Annotated in this window: 18 protein-coding genes; 5 read left to right on the forward strand and 13 right to left on the reverse strand. The window is 60.3% G+C overall.

Annotation, left to right across the window (positions count from 1 at the left end; translation table 11 throughout):
* Positions 1-162 precede the first annotated feature (162 nt).
* Complete coding sequence (gene queD, locus ABQX22_RS24715; RefSeq protein ID WP_441005325.1) at positions 163-519, reverse strand: 6-carboxytetrahydropterin synthase QueD; 357 nt, start codon at positions 517-519, stop codon at positions 163-165.
* A 220-nt stretch (positions 520-739) separates the two neighbouring features.
* On the opposite strand from queD, the gene ABQX22_RS24720 reads away from it, so the two are divergent.
* From ABQX22_RS24720 to ABQX22_RS24740, 5 genes are all read left to right on the forward strand, one after another.
* Entirely contained in the window at positions 740-1,048 is a 309-nt protein-coding gene (locus tag ABQX22_RS24720; protein WP_349802512.1) for a PepSY domain-containing protein, read from the forward strand.
* On the forward strand, positions 1,048-1,362 hold the full coding sequence (locus ABQX22_RS24725) for a PepSY domain-containing protein (RefSeq protein ID WP_349802513.1): 315 nt from the start codon (positions 1,048-1,050) through the stop codon (positions 1,360-1,362). The genes ABQX22_RS24720 and ABQX22_RS24725 overlap by 1 nt, the downstream gene beginning before the upstream one ends.
* Positions 1,362-2,030 carry a response regulator transcription factor gene (locus ABQX22_RS24730; protein WP_349802514.1) on the forward strand — a complete coding sequence of 223 codons (669 nt, stop codon included), beginning with the start codon at positions 1,362-1,364 and terminating at the stop codon, positions 2,028-2,030. The genes ABQX22_RS24725 and ABQX22_RS24730 overlap by 1 nt, the downstream gene beginning before the upstream one ends.
* The gene (locus ABQX22_RS24735) at positions 2,027-3,355 is read left to right on the forward strand and encodes a sensor histidine kinase (protein ID WP_349802515.1); all 1,329 of its coding nucleotides are present in this window, start codon (positions 2,027-2,029) and stop codon (positions 3,353-3,355) included. The genes ABQX22_RS24730 and ABQX22_RS24735 overlap by 4 nt, the downstream gene beginning before the upstream one ends.
* A 121-nt stretch (positions 3,356-3,476) precedes the next feature.
* The gene (locus ABQX22_RS24740; RefSeq protein ID WP_349802516.1) at positions 3,477-4,541 is read left to right on the forward strand and encodes an AI-2E family transporter; all 1,065 of its coding nucleotides are present in this window, start codon (positions 3,477-3,479) and stop codon (positions 4,539-4,541) included.
* A 72-nt stretch (positions 4,542-4,613) separates the two neighbouring features.
* Here the strand turns inward: ABQX22_RS24740 and nuoN are convergent, their stop codons facing one another.
* From nuoN to ABQX22_RS24800, 12 genes are all read right to left on the reverse strand, one after another.
* A complete protein-coding gene (gene nuoN, locus ABQX22_RS24745; RefSeq protein ID WP_349802517.1) occupies positions 4,614-6,071 on the reverse strand; it encodes an NADH-quinone oxidoreductase subunit NuoN in 1,458 nt (485 codons plus the stop codon).
* Positions 6,072-6,078: 7 nt separating this feature from the next.
* Positions 6,079-7,611: an NADH-quinone oxidoreductase subunit M gene (gene nuoM, locus ABQX22_RS24750; RefSeq protein ID WP_349802518.1), complete on the reverse strand. Its 1,533-nt coding sequence runs from the start codon at positions 7,609-7,611 to the stop codon at positions 6,079-6,081.
* Between the two features lie 51 nt (positions 7,612-7,662).
* Complete coding sequence (nuoL, locus tag ABQX22_RS24755) at positions 7,663-9,510, reverse strand: NADH-quinone oxidoreductase subunit L (protein WP_349802519.1); 1,848 nt, start codon at positions 9,508-9,510, stop codon at positions 7,663-7,665.
* On the reverse strand, positions 9,507-9,815 hold the full coding sequence (gene nuoK / locus ABQX22_RS24760; RefSeq protein ID WP_268796994.1) for an NADH-quinone oxidoreductase subunit NuoK: 309 nt from the start codon (positions 9,813-9,815) through the stop codon (positions 9,507-9,509). The genes nuoL and nuoK overlap by 4 nt, the downstream gene beginning before the upstream one ends.
* Before the next feature lie 3 nt (positions 9,816-9,818).
* A complete protein-coding gene (gene nuoJ / locus ABQX22_RS24765) occupies positions 9,819-10,316 on the reverse strand; it encodes an NADH-quinone oxidoreductase subunit J (RefSeq protein WP_349802520.1) in 498 nt (165 codons plus the stop codon).
* A gap of 9 nt (positions 10,317-10,325) precedes the next feature.
* The gene (gene nuoI / locus ABQX22_RS24770) at positions 10,326-10,874 is read right to left on the reverse strand and encodes an NADH-quinone oxidoreductase subunit NuoI (protein ID WP_349802521.1); all 549 of its coding nucleotides are present in this window, start codon (positions 10,872-10,874) and stop codon (positions 10,326-10,328) included.
* Between the two features lie 11 nt (positions 10,875-10,885).
* Entirely contained in the window at positions 10,886-11,893 is a 1,008-nt protein-coding gene (nuoH, locus tag ABQX22_RS24775) for an NADH-quinone oxidoreductase subunit NuoH (protein ID WP_349802522.1), read from the reverse strand.
* The gene (gene nuoG, locus ABQX22_RS24780; RefSeq protein WP_349802523.1) at positions 11,890-14,607 is read right to left on the reverse strand and encodes an NADH-quinone oxidoreductase subunit NuoG; all 2,718 of its coding nucleotides are present in this window, start codon (positions 14,605-14,607) and stop codon (positions 11,890-11,892) included. Before nuoG ends, nuoH begins: the two co-directional genes overlap by 4 nt.
* Positions 14,608-14,745: 138 nt before the next feature.
* Positions 14,746-16,104: an NADH-quinone oxidoreductase subunit NuoF gene (gene nuoF, locus ABQX22_RS24785; RefSeq protein ID WP_349802524.1), complete on the reverse strand. Its 1,359-nt coding sequence runs from the start codon at positions 16,102-16,104 to the stop codon at positions 14,746-14,748.
* Entirely contained in the window at positions 16,101-16,601 is a 501-nt protein-coding gene (gene nuoE, locus ABQX22_RS24790; RefSeq protein WP_441005326.1) for an NADH-quinone oxidoreductase subunit NuoE, read from the reverse strand. Before nuoE ends, nuoF begins: the two co-directional genes overlap by 4 nt.
* Positions 16,602-16,603: 2 nt before the next feature.
* Positions 16,604-18,385 carry an NADH-quinone oxidoreductase subunit C/D gene (gene nuoC, locus ABQX22_RS24795; RefSeq protein ID WP_349802525.1) on the reverse strand — a complete coding sequence of 594 codons (1,782 nt, stop codon included), beginning with the start codon at positions 18,383-18,385 and terminating at the stop codon, positions 16,604-16,606.
* Positions 18,386-18,458: 73 nt separating this feature from the next.
* The gene (locus ABQX22_RS24800) at positions 18,459-19,133 is read right to left on the reverse strand and encodes a NuoB/complex I 20 kDa subunit family protein (RefSeq protein ID WP_003174719.1); all 675 of its coding nucleotides are present in this window, start codon (positions 19,131-19,133) and stop codon (positions 18,459-18,461) included.
* Positions 19,134-19,138: the final 5 nt, after the last annotated feature.

A 19,138-nucleotide genomic window follows, 5' to 3' on the forward strand; every position in this document is an offset into this window, starting at 1 on the left:
TGAGAGTAGGTCATCGTCAAGATTAAATTCCGAAACCCCTCATCGCTTGCGCGGTGAGGGGTTTTGTTTTGGGCGATTGAAAAAACCGCCTACCTATCGGTCATCGAAAATCGGTCGCCAATAAAAAACCACCCGAAGGTGGTTTATAAACTGAAACCCGCCTCAGTCCCCGCGGTAGACGCAACCACTGGTGCACGTTTCATGAATGCGTATAGCGGAGAGCTCAGGCAACAGCGGCTTCAGCTCGCCCCAGATCCACTTCACCAGCACTTCGCTGGTGGGGTTTTCCAAACCGGGGATGTCGTTGAGGTAGTTGTGGTCAAGACGTTCATAAAGCGGTTTGAAGATGGTCTTGATTTCAGAGAAGTCGCGAATCCAGCCAGTATGTGGATCAGGCTCGCCTTCAAGATATATAGCGATGCGAAACGAATGTCCGTGTAGCCGGCCGCACTTGTGACCCTCGGGTACATGAGGGAGGCGGTGGGCGGATTCAAACGTAAACTCTTTGAAAATTTCCAAGGGAATTCTGGGTCCTGAAATTTGTTTATCGCCAGGCGACTGATGTATGACGCGAGTCTACCAGCATTGGTTTGCTCATTGGGCACTCAGCGCCTGCAGACAACGCCACGCGTTCTTCACCAAGCGTGATGATGGCATGTAGCCAGAGAATTCAGGTTAAATTAAGTTGAGATCGTTATCGTGGCTCCCGTACACACCAATACCAAAACGGAGATCCACCATGAAAACTTTGACTGCTCTGCTTACTGCTTCTGCCATCGCTCTTTCCGCCGGGATGGCTCAAGCCAAAGATTTAGGGCCTGATGAAGCCCTCAGATTGCGCGATGCAGGTACTATCCAGTCTTTCGAAAAACTCAATGCCGCTGCGCTGGCAAAACATGCGAATGCAACGATCACCGACACCGAACTCGAAGAGCAATATGGCAAGCACATCTACCAAGTGGAACTGCGTGACGCCAAAGGTGTTGAGTGGGACGTCGAAGTTGACGCGGCTACCGGCCAGGTACTCAAGGACCATCAGGACACGTAATGACGGCAACTAAGCGCCCCTTTGCCAGCCTCGGACTGAGCGTGTTGCTGTTGTCTGCAGTGAGTCACGCGAAAGATCTGAACCAGGACGAGGTGCTTGCATTGCGACAGCAGGGCATCATCTTGCCGCTTGAGCAATTCATCGAACAGGCGTTGGGACGCTACCCGGGATCAAAGCTGCTTGAAGCCGAGCTTGAAAAAAAACACGGCGTGCTGATCTATGAGATCGAATTGCTGACAGCCGACGGTGTGGTCAGGGAACTCAAGTTCGATGCCCGGGACACACGCCTGCTCGACGACAAGGAAGATGACTGATGCGCCTTTTGCTGGTTGAAGACCATGTGCCCCTCGCGGACGAATTGCTCAATGCGCTAGGGCGTCAAGGCTACGCCGTGGACTGGCTGGCCGACGGACGCGATGCGGTGTATCAGGGCGCGACTGAGCCCTATGACCTGATCATCCTCGACCTGGGCCTGCCAGGAATGCCTGGGCTCGAGGTGCTGCAACAATGGCGTAAGGGGGGCATGTCCACCCCCGTGCTCATCCTCACCGCCCGGGGGTCCTGGGCAGAGCGCATCGAAGGCCTGAAAGTTGGCGCCGACGATTACCTCACCAAGCCGTTCCACCCGGAAGAGCTGCAATTGAGGATTCAGGCCCTTCTGCGTCGCTCCCACGGCCTGGCTAACCAACCTACGCTCCAAGCCGCAGGCCTGCACCTGGACGAAGGTCGCCAGACTGTCAGCCGCGACGGCGTGGAGATACAGCTGACGTCCGCTGAGTTTCGTTTGCTGCGGTACTTCATGCTGCACCCGGAACAGATCCTCTCGAAAAGCCACCTCGGCGAACATTTATACGACGGCGAAAATGAACGTGACTCGAATGTGATCGAGGTGCACGTCAATCATTTGCGTCGCAAGCTGGGCAAGACTGTCATCGAAACCCGCCGCGGCCAGGGCTACCGTTTTGGTGGGCGACTGGAGTGAAGTCCATTCAGGGGCGACTCAGTCTGGGCCTGATCAGCGTGTTGCTGATCGTCGGCCTGGTATTGGCTCAGACCAGTCTGTGGCTGTTCGAGGTCGGTCTTCAACGCTATCTCGAATCCGGGCTGCGCAATGACAGCGAATTGCTGCTGGTCGCGCTGGTAAAAGGGCCAGACGGGCTGCAACTCGACGAGCATCGTTTGTCGCCCGGCTATCAGCGTCCCTATTCAGGTCATTATTTCCGGATTGATTTTGACGGCGGCCACTGGCGTTCTCGGTCGCTGTGGGACCTTGAACTGCCGAAGCCTGATCAAGCCGGGCTCCACGCCGACGTCAAACTTGAAAAAAGTGATCAGTCGCTGCTGCTTGTCCATCAGGAATACCGCAAGTACGGCCAGCAGATTTCCATCACCGTCGCGCGGGACTACAGTCCGGTCAAAGCCAGTTTTCAGCGCGTCCAGCAAATCGGTCTTGCGCTGGGACTGGCTGCACTCGTCCTGATTCTGGTCCTGCAACGGGTGACAGTGCGGCGCGCTTTGCGTCCGCTGGACAAGACCCGCGAACAAATCCTGCAACTGCAACAGGGGCAGCGCTCGCAGCTGGATGATCAAGTCCCGCTCGAGCTTGAACCGCTCGTAGCGCAGATCAACCATCTGCTGGCCCACACCGAAGACAGCCTCAAGCGATCGCGCAATGCGCTGGGCAATCTCGGCCATGCGTTGAAGACGCCACTGGCCGTGTTGATCAGCATCGCAGAGGGCAAACGCTACGATGTACCTGCGCCCGTGCGGGAAACCCTGCGTGATCAGTTGCAGCAGATTCAGCACCGGCTGGAGCGTGAACTGAACCGAGCGCGATTATCAGGTGACGCCTTGCCCGGTAGCCATTTCAATTGTGATAGCGAGTTGCCCGGGCTGTTTTCAACGCTGGGCATGATCCACGGTGATCACCTGGCGCTGACGAATGAGGTCGCGCCCGGGCTCACGCTGCCATGGGATCGGGAGGACATGCTCGAACTGCTCGGCAACCTGCTCGACAACGCCTGTAAGTGGGCCGACAGCACGGTCAGTCTCGACATTCAGCACCAGGGTCACAGCTATGTGCTGCTGATCAATGATGACGGCCCCGGCATTCCCGAGGTGCGCCGTGCCGAGGTGCTGGGCCGTGGCAACCGGCTCGATGAGCAGGTCGATGGCCACGGCCTCGGCCTTGGCATTGTGAAAGACATCGTCGAATCCTGGGGCGGCGCCTTGGCACTGTCGGACAGCCCGTCAGGCGGTCTGCAGATCCGCATCGAGCTCCCGGACCGCAACACCCCCGTCCACTGATCAAGCCACCGCCAACCGGTTCGCGTTTAGCCATCAACACCTGCAGTGGCACTCCTGTTGCGTTTGGCGGACTAACCATCAGGACGCGCGCAAAGTGCGGCTCGATGGACACGGACGAAACATGAACGAAACCACGCTTCAATACAAAACCCTGATGGTGCTCCTGGTGCTGGTCACCCTTGCCTTCATCTGGATCATGCTGCCGTTTTACGGCGCAGTCTTCTGGGCAGTGATCCTGGGCATCATCTTCGCACCGCTGCAACGCCGACTGCTGGCAAAGTTCGGCTGGAAACGAAACGTCACGTCGCTGTGTACCCTGACGATCTGTCTGATCATCGCGATTTTGCCAGTTATCATTATTGGCGCCTTGATGGTGCAAGAGGGTGCGGCTCTTTATAAAAGCGTTGAAAGCGGCCAATTAGACGTCGCCAAATATCTAGCCGAGTTCAAAGTCCTGCTGCCGGCCCCGATCCAGCATTTGCTCGACCGAATGGGAATGGGCGACTTCGAAGGCTTGCGGGACAAGATTTCCAAAGGCGCCATGCAGGGCAGTCAGTACCTGGCGACCCAGGCCTTCAGTTTCGGGCAGGGCACCTTTGACTTCGTCGTGAGCTTTTTCATCATGCTGTATCTGTTGTTCTTCTTTCTGCGCGACGGTCAGGACCTTGTGCGCAAGATTCGAATCGCCTTCCCGCTGGCTGAACCGCAAAAACGTCGGCTCCAATTGAAATTCACCCGCGTTGTGCGCGCGACGGTCAAAGGCAACGTGGTTGTCGCGATCACGCAAGGCGCGCTGGGCGGTTTCATCTTCTGGGTATTGGACATTCCAAGTTCGTTGCTTTGGGCGGTAATGATGGCCTTTCTGTCGCTGTTGCCGGCGGTCGGGGCCGGGATCGTCTGGGCACCAGTGGCCGCGTATTTCCTGCTGAGCGGCATGGTGTGGCAGGGCGTTGTCCTCGGCTTGTTCGGCGTCTTCGTCATCGGTCTGGTGGACAACGTGTTGCGGCCGATTCTGGTGGGTAAAGACACCCGCATGCCGGATTATCTGATCCTGATTTCGACCCTCGGCGGGATGGCTGTCTTCGGTTTGAACGGCTTTGTGATTGGTCCGATGATTGCTGCCTTGTTCATGTCGACGTGGGGCTTGTTCACCAGCGCCAAGAAGACCGTGCGGCTGCCAGGGTAGTGCGAACCCAATAACCGCCCATAAAAAAACCCTGCTCATCGGCAGGGTTTTTTTTGGCGCTTCAGACGAGTATCAAAGCCCCGCGTGCTGCACCAATGTCAGCAACGGTTGCGGATAGATACCGAGGAAGAACGCCAGCAGCGAAATCCCCAGCAGCATCACGCCCCCTGCACGGTAGCCCCAGTTGAACGGAGCATCGTGGCGCTGGATCTTCGAGTCCTGCAAGTACAGCGTCACCATCACGCGCAGGTAGTAAAAGACGCCGATGGCGCTACCCACGACCAGTGAACCGGTCAGCCACCACAGGTGCGACTCAACGCCCGTGGCAATGATGTAGAACTTGCCGATGAAGCCGGCCGTCAGCGGAATACCTGCCAGCGACAGCATCATCACGGTCAGTACGGCGGTCAGGTACGGACGACGCCAGAACAGACCGCGGTATTCGAACATCGCGTCGGCATCGCGGCCGCTGTATGGCGAGGACATGAGTGTGATCACGCCGAATGCGCCAAGGCTGGTCAGCACGTAGGTCACCAGGTACACGTTGATGGCTTCCACGGCCATGCCTTTGCTGGCGACCATGGCAATCATCAGGTAACCGAAGTGGGCAATGGACGAGTAACCCAACAGACGCTTGAGGTTGGTCTGGGTCAGCGCCAACAGGTTACCCACCAGGATCGACGCGACCGCGATCACCGACATCACGTCCGTCAGCACGCCACTGCTGGCAGCAGGCGAGATCTGGAACAGGCGCACCATCACCGCAAACACCGCCACTTTACTGGCCGTTGCGAGGAACGCGGCGACAGGCGCAGGGGCGCCTTCGTACACGTCCGGTGTCCACAAGTGGAACGGCACCAGCGACAACTTGAAGCCCAGGCCCACCAGCATCATCCCCAGGCCCAGCGAGGCCAGGGTGCTCGGCATGCCGGTGGCTTCAATGGCCTTACCGATACCGGTGAAGCTCAGGGTGCCTGCATCGGCGTACAGCAACGCCATGCCGAACAGCAGGAAGGCCGAACCGGCGGCCGACAGCACCATGTACTTGATGCCGCCTTCCAGCGAACGCTTGTTGAAGAACGCATACGCCACCAGCCCATAGACCGGCACCGACAGCAGCTCCAGACCGATGAACAGCCCGGCCAGGTGTTGCGCCGCGACCAGCACCAGCCCGCCGGCGGCGGCCATGAGGATCAGCAGGTAAAGTTCTTCGCGGTTACCCGGGTAGCCGGCTTTGCCTTCACCCAGATAGGCGTGAGCCAGGGTGACGCAGGCCAGCGTCGAAACCAGGATGATCGCCATGTACAGACAGGCGAACGCGTCGATCTGCAGCAAGGGCGTGACCACCAGCGGCGCGACCTTGAGGGCCGGGTAAATCGACAGCAGCGCGAGGTTGAGTCCTGCCACGGTCAGCAGGAACGATTGCGAGTGATTGCGACGCCATGCGATCCCGAGCATCACCACAACAATGGTGATGCTGGTGATCAGCAGCGGCGCCAGCGCAATAAAGTGTTGAATCGTCAGGTCCATAGCGCTCTTACCGGGCCGAAGCGAGTTGAGTGAAGGCGGTGCTGAGCCATTGCTGCACACCGTGCATGGTCGCGGCGGACGTGTCGAGGACCGGCTGCGGGTAAATCCCCAGCAGCACCAGCAACACGGCCAGGCCGAGCACCATCGTCAGTTCCCGTCCATCCATGCCCTTGAGCACTTCGTCCGTGCTGGACGGGCCGAAGTAGGCGCGGTGAATCATGATCAGCGAGTAGACCGAACCGAAGACCAGGCCCGTAGTGGCAATGGAGGAGATCCATGGCGTCGCGACGAACGAACCCATCAGAATCAGGAATTCGCCGACGAAGTTACCGGTACCCGGTATCCCCAGCGAGGCCGCGGCGAAGAACAGACTGATGGCGGGCAGGTAAGCGATCTTGCTCCACAGGCCGCCCATCTGACGCATGTCCCGGGTGTGCAGGCGCTCGTACAACTGACCGCTGAGGATAAACAGCGCAGCCGCCGACAGACCGTGGGCCAGCATCTGAATCACCACGCCTTGCAGTGCCTGTTGGCTGCCGGAGTAGATACCGATCAGCACGAAGCCCATGTGCGAAACGCTGGAAAACGCGATCAGGCGCTTGATGTCGGTCTGCGCGAACGCCAGGAAGGCGCCGTAGAAGATACCGATCAGGCCGAGGGTCATCGCGATCGGCGCGAACTCGGCCGAGGCGTTGGGGAACAGCGGCAGGGCAAAGCGCAGCAGACCATAGGCCGCCGTTTTCAGCAGGATACCGGCCAGGTCCACGGAGCCTGCGGTAGGTGCCTGGGCGTGAGCGTCCGGCAGCCAGGAGTGCAGCGGCACGATGGGCAGCTTCACCGCGAATGCGATGAAGAAGCCCAGCATCAGGATGTACTCGGTGCTGGTCGACAGCTTGGCTTTCAGCAGCTCGGCGTAGCTGAAGGTGATCACACCGGTCTGGTTGAAGTTGACCAGCACCAGACCCAGGATCGCCACCAGCATGATCAGGCCGCTGGCCTGAGTGAAGATGAAGAACTTGGTCGCCGCGTAGATCCGGGTTTTCTTGCCGTCCGCCGAGCTGTGACCCCAGAGCGCGATGAGGAAGTACATCGGCACCAGCATCATTTCCCAGAAGAAGAAGAACATGAACAGGTCGATGGCCAGGAACACGCCGACGACACCGCCCAGGATCCACATCAGGTTGAGGTGGAAGAAGCCGACGTTACGCTGGATCTCTTTCCACGAGCACAACACCGACAGCACGCCGAGCAGGCCGGTCAGCAGGATCATCAGCAGCGACAGGCCATCGAGCGCCAAGTGAACGCTGATGCCGAAGCGCTCGATCCACATATGCTTGAATTCAAGGGCCCAGGTCGGATCGGCACCGGGCATGGGAGCGTAGCTGAACGTGCCAGTGCTCCACACCCAGAGGCCCAACGCCGTTTCGAGGGACATGGTCAACAGCGCAATCCAGCGCGGCAGGGTAGGGCCGAAGCGCTCACCTTGCCAGCACAGCAGGCCGCCGATAAAGGGGATCAGGATTAGCCAAGGCAGAATCATGACGGGCTCAATTCCTTTCGCAAATTCGCAAGGTTCATGTCAGATAACTCATCAGACCAGCACAATCGCGCCGAGTACCAGAACGGCACCTGCGGCGATCGAAGCGGCGTACCAACGCAGTTGTCCAGTCTCGGTGCGGCTCATCAGGACGTGTCCGCCTTTGACCAGCCGCGGGATCACACCGATGGTGTGGTCGAGCGGATCGCTGCGCAGGATATGGCTGAGCGCCAGGTAAGGCTTGACGAACAGCTTGTCGTAGAGCCAGTCGAAACCCCATGCCGCGAACCACCAGGCGGACAGGAATCGACCCGGACCACTGTTGGCGATGGCCGTGGCCAGACGCCGTTTACCGAGGAACAGCAAGGCCGCCAGCAGAATCCCGGCCAGGGCGATGGCGCCCGAGGCAATTTCCAGACTGTGCTTGTCGTCGCCGCCAGCGTGGCCTGCGCTCTGTGGCAACACGCCCGCCAGCGGTGGATGAATCCAGGCGCCGATGAACGTCGACAGCACGATCAGCACACCCAACGGCAACCAGTGAGCTACGCCATGGCCCGCATGGGCTTCGGTTTTCGCTTCGCCATGGAAGGCGATGAAGATCAGGCGGAAGGTATAAAGCGACGTCATGAACGCACCCAGCAGACCGGCGTAGAGCAAGTACTGATGGCCGCTGGCGAAGGCTTCCCAGAGAATTTCGTCCTTGGAGTAGAAACCTGCGGTCAGCAGCGGCAGGGCAGACAGCGCTGCGCCACCAACGATGAAGCTGGCGTAGGCCAAAGGCAGTTTCTTCCACAGCCCGCCCATCTTGAAGATGTTCTGCTCGTGGTGGCAGGCGACGATGACCGCGCCGGACGCCAGGAACAACAGCGCCTTGAAGAACGCGTGGGTCATCAGGTGGAAAATCGCGCCTTCCCAGGCACCAACGCCCAGTGCCAGGAACATGTAGCCGATCTGGCTCATGGTCGAGTAGGCGAGGATACGTTTAATGTCGGTCTGCACCAGCGCCGCAAAACCAGCGAGCACCAGCGTCACGCCGCCAACGATGCCCACCAGATGCAGGATGTCCGGCGCCAGCGCAAACAGGCCGTGGGTCCGGGCGATCAGGTAGACACCGGCGGTGACCATGGTTGCCGCGTGGATCAAGGCAGAGACCGGGGTCGGGCCCGCCATCGCATCCGCCAGCCAGGTTTGCAGCGGCAGTTGCGCCGATTTACCCACCGCGCCGCCCAGCAGCATCAGGGTCGCCAGCACAATCCAGAAGTCGCCGATCTTGAAGTGCTCCGGCGCCCGTACCAACAGCTCCTGCACGTTAAGCGTGCCCAGTTGCTGGAACAGGATGAACAGGCCGATGGCCATGAACACGTCGCCGATCCGGGTGACGATGAAGGCTTTCAACGCCGCGTTGCCGTTGTTGCGGTTGCTGTAGTAGAAACCGATCAACAGGTACGAGCACAGGCCCACGCCTTCCCAGCCGAAGTACAGGAACAACAGGTTATCGCCCAGCACCAGGAACAGCATGCTGGCGATAAACAGGTTGGTGTACGCAAAGAAGCGCGAATAGCCTTCTTCACCGCGCATGTACCAGGAGGCGAACAGGTGGATCAGGAAGCCGACGCCGACGACCACGCCCAGCATCGTGACGGACAGGCCGTCCAGATACAGCGCGAAGTTCGGTTCGAAGCCGTCTACCGACATCCAGCGCCACAGCACCTGGGTGTAGTGACCACCCTCGGGCGGTGCGACGTTGAATTGCCAGATGATGTAGGCCGCGACGATGGCCGAAAGACCAATGGAGCCAACGCCAATCAGAGCGGCAAGGTTTTCCGATATCTTGCCGCGTGAGAACGACAGCAACAAAAACCCGATCAGGGGGAACAGGAAGGTTAGAAAGAGTAGGTTCATCCGCGCATCTCGCTGGCAGCGTCGATATCGAGCGTGTGGAAGCGGCGATACAGCTGCAGCAGGATCGCCAGGCCAATACTGGCCTCGGCGGCGGCAAGGCTGATCACCAGAATGAACATGATTTGACCGTCCGGCTGCGCCCAGCGGCTACCCGCCACGACGAAGGCCAGAGCGGCAGAGTTCATCATTATTTCCAGGCTCATCAACACGAAAAGAATGTTGCGGCGTACCAACAGGCCCGCCAGACCGAGGCAGAACAGGATGCCGGCGACGGCCAGCCCGTGTTCAAGAGGGATTGCATTCATGGCTTACTCCTTCGCCTCACGGCCGAGGTGGAACGCCGTCACAGCGGCGGCGAGCAGCAGCATCGAGGCCAGCTCGACCACCAGCAGGTACGGGCCGAACAGGCTGATGCCGACCGCTTTCGCGTCCACGGTGGTGTGGCCGATGCCGGAACCGGTGGAGTTGGCGAACAGCACATACAGCAGTTCAGCCAGCAGCAGACCACAGAGCAGGACCGGGCCGAGCCAGATGCCGGGCTTGAGCCAGGCACGTTCTTGCTGAACCGAGGCCGGGCCCAGGTTCAGCATCATCACCACGAACACGAACAGCACCATGATGGCACCGGCGTACGCGATCACTTCCAGCACACCGGCAAACGGCGCGCCGAGGGCGAAAAAGGTCATGGCCACGGCGATCAGCGAGATGATCAGGTAGAGCAGGGCGTGCACCGGGTTCGTGTTGGTGATCACCCTAAGGGTGGCCACCACAGCGATGCCGGATGCGAAATAGAAAGCGAATTCCATCTTTCTTCCTTAAGGCAGCAAGCTCTTGACGTTGATCGGCTGGGCTTCGTTCTGTGCAGCGCCTTTTGGCTTGCCAGCGATCGCCATCCCCGCAACGCGGTAGAAGTTGTAATCAGGGTTCTTGCCGGGGCCGGAGATCAGCAGATCTTCCTTCTCGTACACTAGGTCCTGACGTTTGAACTCGGCCATCTCGAAATCCGGTGTCAGCTGGATCGCGGTGGTCGGGCAAGCTTCCTCGCAGAGCCCGCAAAAGATGCAGCGCGAGAAGTTGATGCGGAAGAAGTCCGGGTACCAGCGACCGTCTTCGGTTTCAGCCTTCTGCAGCGAGATGCAACCCACCGGGCACGCCACGGCGCACAGGTTGCAGGCCACGCACCGCTCTTCGCCATCGGGGTCGCGGGTGAGGACGATGCGGCCACGGTAACGCGGTGGCAGATAGACCGCTTCTTCCGGGTATTGCAGGGTGTCGCGCTTGCGAAAGCCATGGCCGAAAACCATGACCATGCTGCGCAACTGGGTACCGGTACCCTTAATGATGTCGCCAATATATTTGAACATGGGTCAAATCCTCACTGAACCGAGCCCGCTGGCGTGTTTAACAACACAACCGCAGCGGTCACCAGCAGATTGATCAGGGTCAGCGGCAGGCAGAACTTCCAGCTGAAATCCATCACTTGGTCATAGCGCGGACGGGGAATCGAAGCCCGCAGCAGAATGAAGATCATGATGAAGAACATGGTTTTCAGGACGAACCACATAAACGAGAGCTGCGGCAGGATATCGAACGGGCCGTGCCAGCCCCCGAAGAACAGCGTCACCAGCAGCGCCGAAATCAGAATGATGCCGATGTATTCACCGACGAAGAACATGCCCCATTTCATGCCGGCGTATTCGATGTGGTAACCGTCAGCCAATTCCTGTTCCGCTTCCGGCTGGTCGAAGGGGTGACGGTGCGTCACGGCCACGCCGGCGATGAAGAAGGTACAGAAGCCGAAGAACTGCGGAATGATGAACCACAGGTTGGCGGCCTGATACGCCACGATGTCGCCCATGTTGAACGAACCGGCCTGGACCACGATGCCCATCAGCGACAGGCCCATGAACACCTCGTAGGACACGGTTTGCGCCGAGGCCCGCAAGCTGCCCAGCAGGGCGTATTTGTTGTTGCTCGACCAACCGGCGAACAGCACCGCATACACCGACAGACCTGCCATGGCGAAGAAGAACAGCAGGCCGATGTTCAGGTCTGCCACCACCCAGGTCTGGGTGACCGGGATGATCGAGAACGAGATCAGCAGCGCGCTCATGGCCACCACCGGCGCCAGGGTGAAGATCACCTTGTCGACGAAGGGCGGGTTCCAGTCTTCCTTGAAAAACATCTTCAGCATGTCGGCGGCAATCTGGAACAGACCGAACGGGCCGACCCGGTTAGGACCATAACGGTCCTGCCACCAGCCCAGCAGACGACGTTCGACAAAGCTTAAGAACGCGCCGCAGACCACCACGGCCAGCAGGATCACGATGGCCTTGAGGACCGCGATGATCGAGTCGATCACTTCAGGGGTGAACCACGTCATTGCGCTGCCTCCTGCAGACCGTCCACGGTTTTGCCGAACAGTGCCGGAGGAATGCCCGCCAGTCCGACCGGCAAGGCCACCAGACCGGCACCCAGTTCTTCATTGATGCGCAGCGGCAGACGTAAGGTCTGACCGGCAACGTTCAAGCTGAGCAGGGCACCGTCGTTGACGCCCAGGCGGTCGGCTTCGGACTTGGCCAGCGCAACGTAGGCGTGGGGGATGCGTTCCTGAACCGGTGCGGCTTTCGACGAGTTTTCCTCGCTGCCGAACAGGTGATAGAACGGCACCACCTGCCAGGTCCCCTGGGCCGGCGCAAACGCGCGCGGTGCGCTGGGGAACCAGCTCAAGTGGTCGCCGCTGCTTTCGATCAGGCGCACGCCCGGATCGCCTGCACGCAAGTGACCGCCGACTTCGTCCTGGAACTTGTTCCACGCTTGTGGCGAGTTCCAGCCAGGAGACCAGGCGAAGGGTACTTGCTGGCGCGGTTCGGCAGAGCCCGAATAGCCTTCCATCGAGAACGAGAACGCCGAGTCAACGTCCTGCGTGGTGCGCGGTTCGTGCACGCTGATGTTTGCGCGCATGGCCGTCCGGCCGCTGTAACGCAGCGGTTCGCGAGCCAGTTTCAGGCCCTTGATGCGGAACGCGGCGGATGGTGCGGCACCGACAATGCCCGCCAGTTGCGTGTTGCTCTGGGCAACGGCAGCGGTCACGTGGTCCAGTTGCGTCCAGTCCACCGGCTGATTCAGCAGGGTGGCGCGCAGGGCATGCAGCCAGCGCCAGCCTTCGTGAATCTGGATGCTGGCGTCCAGGTACGTCGGGTCATACACCTGGAAGAAGCGCTGGGCGCGGCCTTCCTGGCTGACCAGTGTCCCGTCGCCTTCGGCAAAACTGGCGGCTGGCAAAACCAGGTCCGCGCGATCGGAAGTCGCCGTTTTCTGATGGTCCGCCACGATCACCACTTTCGCCGCATTCAATGCAGCATCCACGGTGGCCGCATCGACGCGGGTGAACAGGTCGTTTTCCAGCACCACGAGGGCGTCGGCCTTGCCGGAGATCACCGCTTGCAGCGCGTCGTCCAGTGAATCACCACCGAACAGGGCCAGGCCCATGCTGTTGGCTTCCGGCACGATCAGGCTGAGCGAGCCTTGCTTGCCGCGCAGGCTCAAGGCCTTGGCGATGTTCGCCGCCGCTTCGATCACGGCGGTCGAACCCAGGGAGCCACCGGACACGATCAACGGACGCTTGGCGTCGAGCAGGGCCGTCGCAATACGCTGCGCCAGTTCCAGGGCTTCGCTGTCCAGACCGATCACCGCCGGCGCGCTCGGGTCGATGGCGTGGGCCACGGCGAAACCGATGCGTGCCAGATCATCCGGTGCGGCGTGCACGCATTCTTCGGCGATGTCGTCGAGACGGGTTTCAGCCAGGCTTGCGATGAACAACGGGTTCATCTCGTGCTGACCGATGTTCTTCACGGCAGCGTCGAGCCACGGCTGGACTTTCATCGCAGCGGCCATGTCTTCGGCTTTGTTCTTCACCGACTGACGCAGGCCCAGGGCCATCCGCGCAGCGGTTTGCGTGACGTCTTCACCGAGCACGAAGATCGCGTCGTGCTCTTCGACCTCACGCAGGGTCGGGATCGGCAGCGGGCTGTCTTTCAGGACCTGGGCGATCAGACGGATACGCGCCAGCTCACCGGCTTCGATCCCTGAATAGAAGTGCTCGGCGCCTACCAGTTCGCGCAGGGCGTAGTTGCTTTCCAGGCTGGCGCGGGGCGAACCGATGCCGACGATATTACGACCGCGCAGCAGTTCGGCAGCCTTGTCCAGCGCAGCGTCCAGGCTCAGTTTGAGATTGCCGTGGGCCAGCAGCGGTTGGCGAGGGCGGTCTTCGCGGTTGACGTAGCCATAACCGAAACGGCCGCGGTCACACAGGAAGTACTGGTTCACCGAGCCGTTGTATCGGTTCTCGATCCGGCGGATTTCGCCATAGCGCTCGCCGGGGCTGATGTTGCACCCGCTGGAGCAGCCGTGGCAGATGCTCGGCGAAAACTGCATGTCCCATTTGCGGTTGTAGCGCTCGGAGTGGGTCTTGTCAGTGAACACACCCGTCGGGCAGACCTCGGTGAGGTTGCCGGAAAATTCGCTTTCCAGTACGCCGTCTTCAACGCGACCGAAGTACACGTTGTCGTGGGCGCCGAACACGCCCAGGTCGGTGCCGCCGGCGTAGTCTTTATAAAAGCGCACGCAGCGATAGCAGGCGATGCAGCGGTTCATCTCGTGGGAAATGAACGGGCCGAGGTCCTGGTTCTGGTGCGTGCGCTTGCTGAAGCGATAACGTCGCTCGTTGTGGCCGGTCATCACCGTCATGTCCTGCAGGTGACAGTGACCGCCTTCCTCGCAGACCGGGCAGTCGTGCGGGTGGTTGGTCATCAGCCATTCGACGACGCTGGCGCGAAACACTTTCGCTTCTTCGTCTTCGATGGAGATCCAGCTGCCGTCAGTGGCAGGGGTCATGCAGGACATGACGATGCGACCACGGGTGTCGTTCTCGTCGGTGTACTGCTTGACCGCGCATTGGCGACACGCGCCAACGCTGCCAAGTGCCGGGTGCCAGCAGAAATAAGGGATGTCGAGGCCCAGCGACAGACACGCCTGTAAGAGGTTGTCTGCGCCATCGACTTCGAGCACTTTGCCGTCTACGTGGATAGTGGCCATGGTTCAAAGGTCTTCGTTGGCCCGGTGTCAGCGGGCGTGGCTAATGGAATCTCGGTGCTACCCGACTCGAACAGCCTTGACGGCGCAGTCGGGTATATAAGGAAGGCAGCCTTGTGAGCCGCCGACCGTTCTGTCTTGTTATGCGCCCACGACCGTCGGCGTCACGACCTGATTGAGGTCGCCGGCGCGTACCGGTGCGATGCCTGCTTCAAATTCCGGCCGGAAATACTTGATCGCGCTGCCCAGCGGTTCTACGGCGCCCGGTGCGTGGGCGCAGAAGGTTTTGCCGGGGCCGAGGAAGTTGACCAACCCCAGCAACGTCTCGATATCGCCCGGTTGTCCCTGGCCATTCTCGAGGGCGCGCAGCATTTTCACGCTCCAGGGCAAACCGTCGCGGCAAGGGGTGCAGAAACCGCACGACTCTTGCGAGAAGAACTCTTCCATGTTGCGCAGCAGCGACACCATGTTGACCTTGTCATCCACCGCCATTGCCAGCCCGGTGCCCATACGGGTGCCGACCTTGGCCACGCCACCGGCGTAGAACAGGCAGTCCAGATGCTCGGGGAGCAGGAAACCGGTACCGGCGCCGCCTGGCTGCCAGCACTTGAGCGTGTAACCGTCGCGCATGCCACCGGCGTAGTCTTCGAACAGCTCGCGCGCAGGCAGGCCGAACGGCAATTCCCACAGGCCGGGGTTCTTGACCTTGCCGGAGAAGCCCATCAGCTTGGTGCCGTGGTCTTCGCTGCCTTCACGGGCCAGCGACTTGTACCAGTCGTTGCCGTTATTGACGATGGCCGGGACGTTGCACAGGGTTTCGACGTTGTTGACGCAGGTCGGCTTGCCCCACACGCCCACGGCAGCGGGGAAGGGCGGCTTGGAACGCGGGTTGGCGCGGCGGCCTTCCAGGGAGTTGATCAGCGCGGTTTCTTCACCGCAGATGTAACGCCCGGCGCCGGTGTGCACGATCAGCTCGAAATCAAAACCGGTGCCGAGGATGTTCTTGCCCAGCAGGCCGGCCGCTTCGGCTTCCTTCACTGCGCGACGCAGGTGTACCGCTGCCGTGGTGTATTCACCGCGCAGGAAGATGTAGCCGCGATAGGCTTTCAGTGCGCGGGCACTGATCAACATGCCTTCAATCAGCAGATGGGGCAGTTGCTCCATCAGCATCCGGTCTTTCCAGGTGTTGGGCTCCATTTCATCGGCGTTACACAGCAGGTAACGGATGTTCATGGATTCGTCTTTGGGCATCAGCCCCCACTTCACACCGGTGGGGAAGCCGGCGCCGCCACGGCCTTTGAGCCCGGAGTCCTTGACCGCCTGAACGATCTCGTCAGGGGACTGGGTGGCGAACGCTTTGCGCGCGGCGGCGTAGCCGTCTTTGGTCTGGTATTCGTCGAACCACACGGGCTCGCCGTCATCGCGCAGACGCCAGGTCAGCGGATGGGTTTCCGGAGCGCGTGCAATCAGATTGGCCGGGCCGAAGGAGGTAAGCGTCATGGGTAGCCCTCCAGCAAGGTGGCAACGCCAGCTGGCTGTAGATTGCCGAAAGTATCGTCGTCGATCATGACCGCAGGCGCCTTGTCGCAGTTGCCCAGGCAGCAGGCGGGCAACAGGGTGAAGCGGCCGTCGGCGGTGGTTTGCCCCAGGCCGATGCCCAGCTTGCTCTGGATTTCACCGACGATGTCTTCGTGACCGGCGATAAAGCAGACCATGCTGTTGCACACGCGAATGATGTGGCGGCCCACCGGCTGGCGGAAGATCTGGCTGTAGAACGTGGCCACGCCTTCAACGTCGCTGGCAGGGATGCCCAGCACGTCGCCGATGGCGTAGATCGCGCCGTCCGGGACCCAGCCGCGTTCCTTCTGGACGATCTTCAGGGCTTCGATCGACGCCGCGCGCGGGTCTTCGTAGTGATGCATCTCGTGCTCGATGGCCGAGCGTTCGGTTTCGCTCAGGGCGAAACGGTCTGTCTGGATAAGCGTGCTAGTCATCATGCTTAGCGGTCCACGTCGGCCATAACGAAGTCGATACTACCCAGGTACGCAATCAAGTCCGCGACCATGCTGCCTCTGATCACCGAAGGGATCTGTTGCAGATGCGGGAAGCTTGGGGTGCGGATCCGGGTACGGTAGCTCATGGTGCCGCCGTCGCTCGTCAGGTAATAACTGTTGATGCCCTTGGTCGCTTCGATCATCTGGAAGGATTCCTGGGCCGGCATCACCGGGCCCCACGAAACCTGCAGGAAGTGGGTGATCAGGGTCTCGATGTGCTGCAAGGTGCGCTCTTTGGGCGGCGGCGTGGTCAGCGGGTGATCCGCCTTATACGGGCCTTCGGGCATGTTGCGCATGCACTGGTCGATGATCTTGATGCTCTGGCGCATCTCTTCAACGCGCACGATGCAACGGTCGTAGGCATCGCCATTGACCGCCAGCGGCACTTCGAACTCGAAGTTCTGGTAGCCCGAATACGGACGCGCCTTGCGCAGGTCGAAATCGCAACCGGTGGAACGCAGGCCGGCGCCGGTGACGCCCCATTCCAGCGCTTCCTTGGTGTTATAGGCCGCAACACCAATGGTCCGCCCCTTGAGAATGCTGTTGTCCAGCGCCGCCTTCTGGTATTCGTCCAGGCGTTTGGGCAGCCATTCAACGAAGTCCTTGACCAGTTTTTCCCAACCGCGGGGCAAGTCGTGTGCGACGCCACCGATGCGGTACCAGGCCGGGTGCAGACGGAAGCCGGTGATGGCTTCGATCACGGTGTAGGCTTTTTGCCGGTCGGTGAAGGTGAAGAACACCGGGGTCATGGCGCCGACGTCCTGGATGTACGTCCCCAGGAACAGCAGGTGGCTGGTGATGCGGAAGAACTCGGCCATCATGATGCGGATGGTGTCGACCTTGTCCGGCACCTTGATCCCGGCCAGTTTCTCGACCGCCAGCACGTACGGCAGGTTGTTCATCACCCCGCCCAGGTAATCGATGCGGTCGGTGTACGGAATGAAGCTGTGCCAGGACTGACGCTCGGCCATTTTCTCGGCACCACGGTGGTGGTAACCGACGTCCGGCACGCAGTCGACGATTTCTTCACCGTCCAGCTGCAGCACGATCCGGAATGCACCGTGAGCGGAAGGGTGGTTCGGGCCCAGGTTGAGGAACATGTAGTCCTCGTTGGTGCCGGAACGCTTCATGCCCCAGTCTTCGGGACGGAAGCGCGCGGCTTCTTCTTCCAGCTGCTGTTTGGCCAGGGTCAGGCTATACGGATCAAACTCCGTGGCGCGGGCAGGGTAGTCCTTGCGCAGCGGGTGACCTTCCCAGGTCGGCGGCATCATGATCCGGCTCAAGTGCGGGTGACCGGCAAAGTCGATGCCGAACATGTCCCACACTTCACGCTCGTACCAGTTGGCGTTGGGCCAGATGCTGGTGATAGTCGGCACGCTTAGGTCGGCTTCGGACAGCGCCACCTTGATCATCACGTCGCTGTTCCGCTCCACCGACAGCAGGTGGTAGAACACGGTGAAGTCGGCGCCCGGCAAGCCGCGGCGCTTGGTGCGCAGGCGTTCGTCGATGCCGTGCAGGTCGTACAGCATCGAGTACGGCTTGGGCACGTTGCGCAGGAACGTCATGATTTCAAACAGCTTGGCGCGCTCGACCCACAGCACCGGCATGCCGGTACGGGTGTCCTGAGCAGTGAACGCTTCAGCGCCAAAACGGGTATTGAGTTCTACGACGACGTCTTGGTCGTCAGCCTTGTAAGGCGGGATGTACAGAGCACTGCCTGTAGTCATGGTTTTTTATCGCTTTGGGTCAACGTAAAGAATGAAGCCAGGGACTCGTTTCTTTGTAAGGAACAGATCTGGATCAGACTTCGTCGGGGCTGCGCAGGTTGGTGACTGCGATTCGCTGTTCGCGGCGCTGTTCCTTTTGCGACGGCATTTCGGCGCGGTATACGCCTTGGTCACCGACGACCCAGGAAAGCGGACGACGCTCCTTGCCGATGGATTCCTGCAACAGCATCAAGCCTTGCAGAAACGCTTCGGGGCGGGGCGGGCAGCCAGGCACGTAGACATCCACGGGAAGAAACTTGTCCACGCCCTGCACCACGGAATAGATGTCGTACATGCCACCGGAGTTGGCGCATGAACCCATGGAGATGACCCATTTAGGCTCAAGCATCTGCTCATAGAGACGCTGAATGATCGGCGCCATCTTGATGAAGCACGTACCGGCGATAACCATGAAATCCGCCTGACGCGGCGAGGCCCGGATCACTTCGGCGCCAAAACGCGCGATGTCGTGGGGGGCAGTGAAGGCAGTGGTCATTTCCACGTAGCAGCACGAAAGGCCGAAGTTGTAGGGCCACAGGGAGTTCTTACGTCCCCAGTTGACCGCACCGCTCAGCACGTCTTCGAGTTTGCCCATGTAAATGTTTTTGTGGACTTGGTCTTCTAACGGATCGGAAACGGTTTCCCGTTCGCCGATGGGGTACTGCTCGTTAGGAGCATCCGGGTCGATCCTGGTGAGATTGTATTGCATTGCCA

Source organism: Xanthomonas sp. WHRI 1810A (assembly GCF_040202885.1).
Classification (GTDB): domain Bacteria; phylum Pseudomonadota; class Gammaproteobacteria; order Pseudomonadales; family Pseudomonadaceae; genus Aquipseudomonas.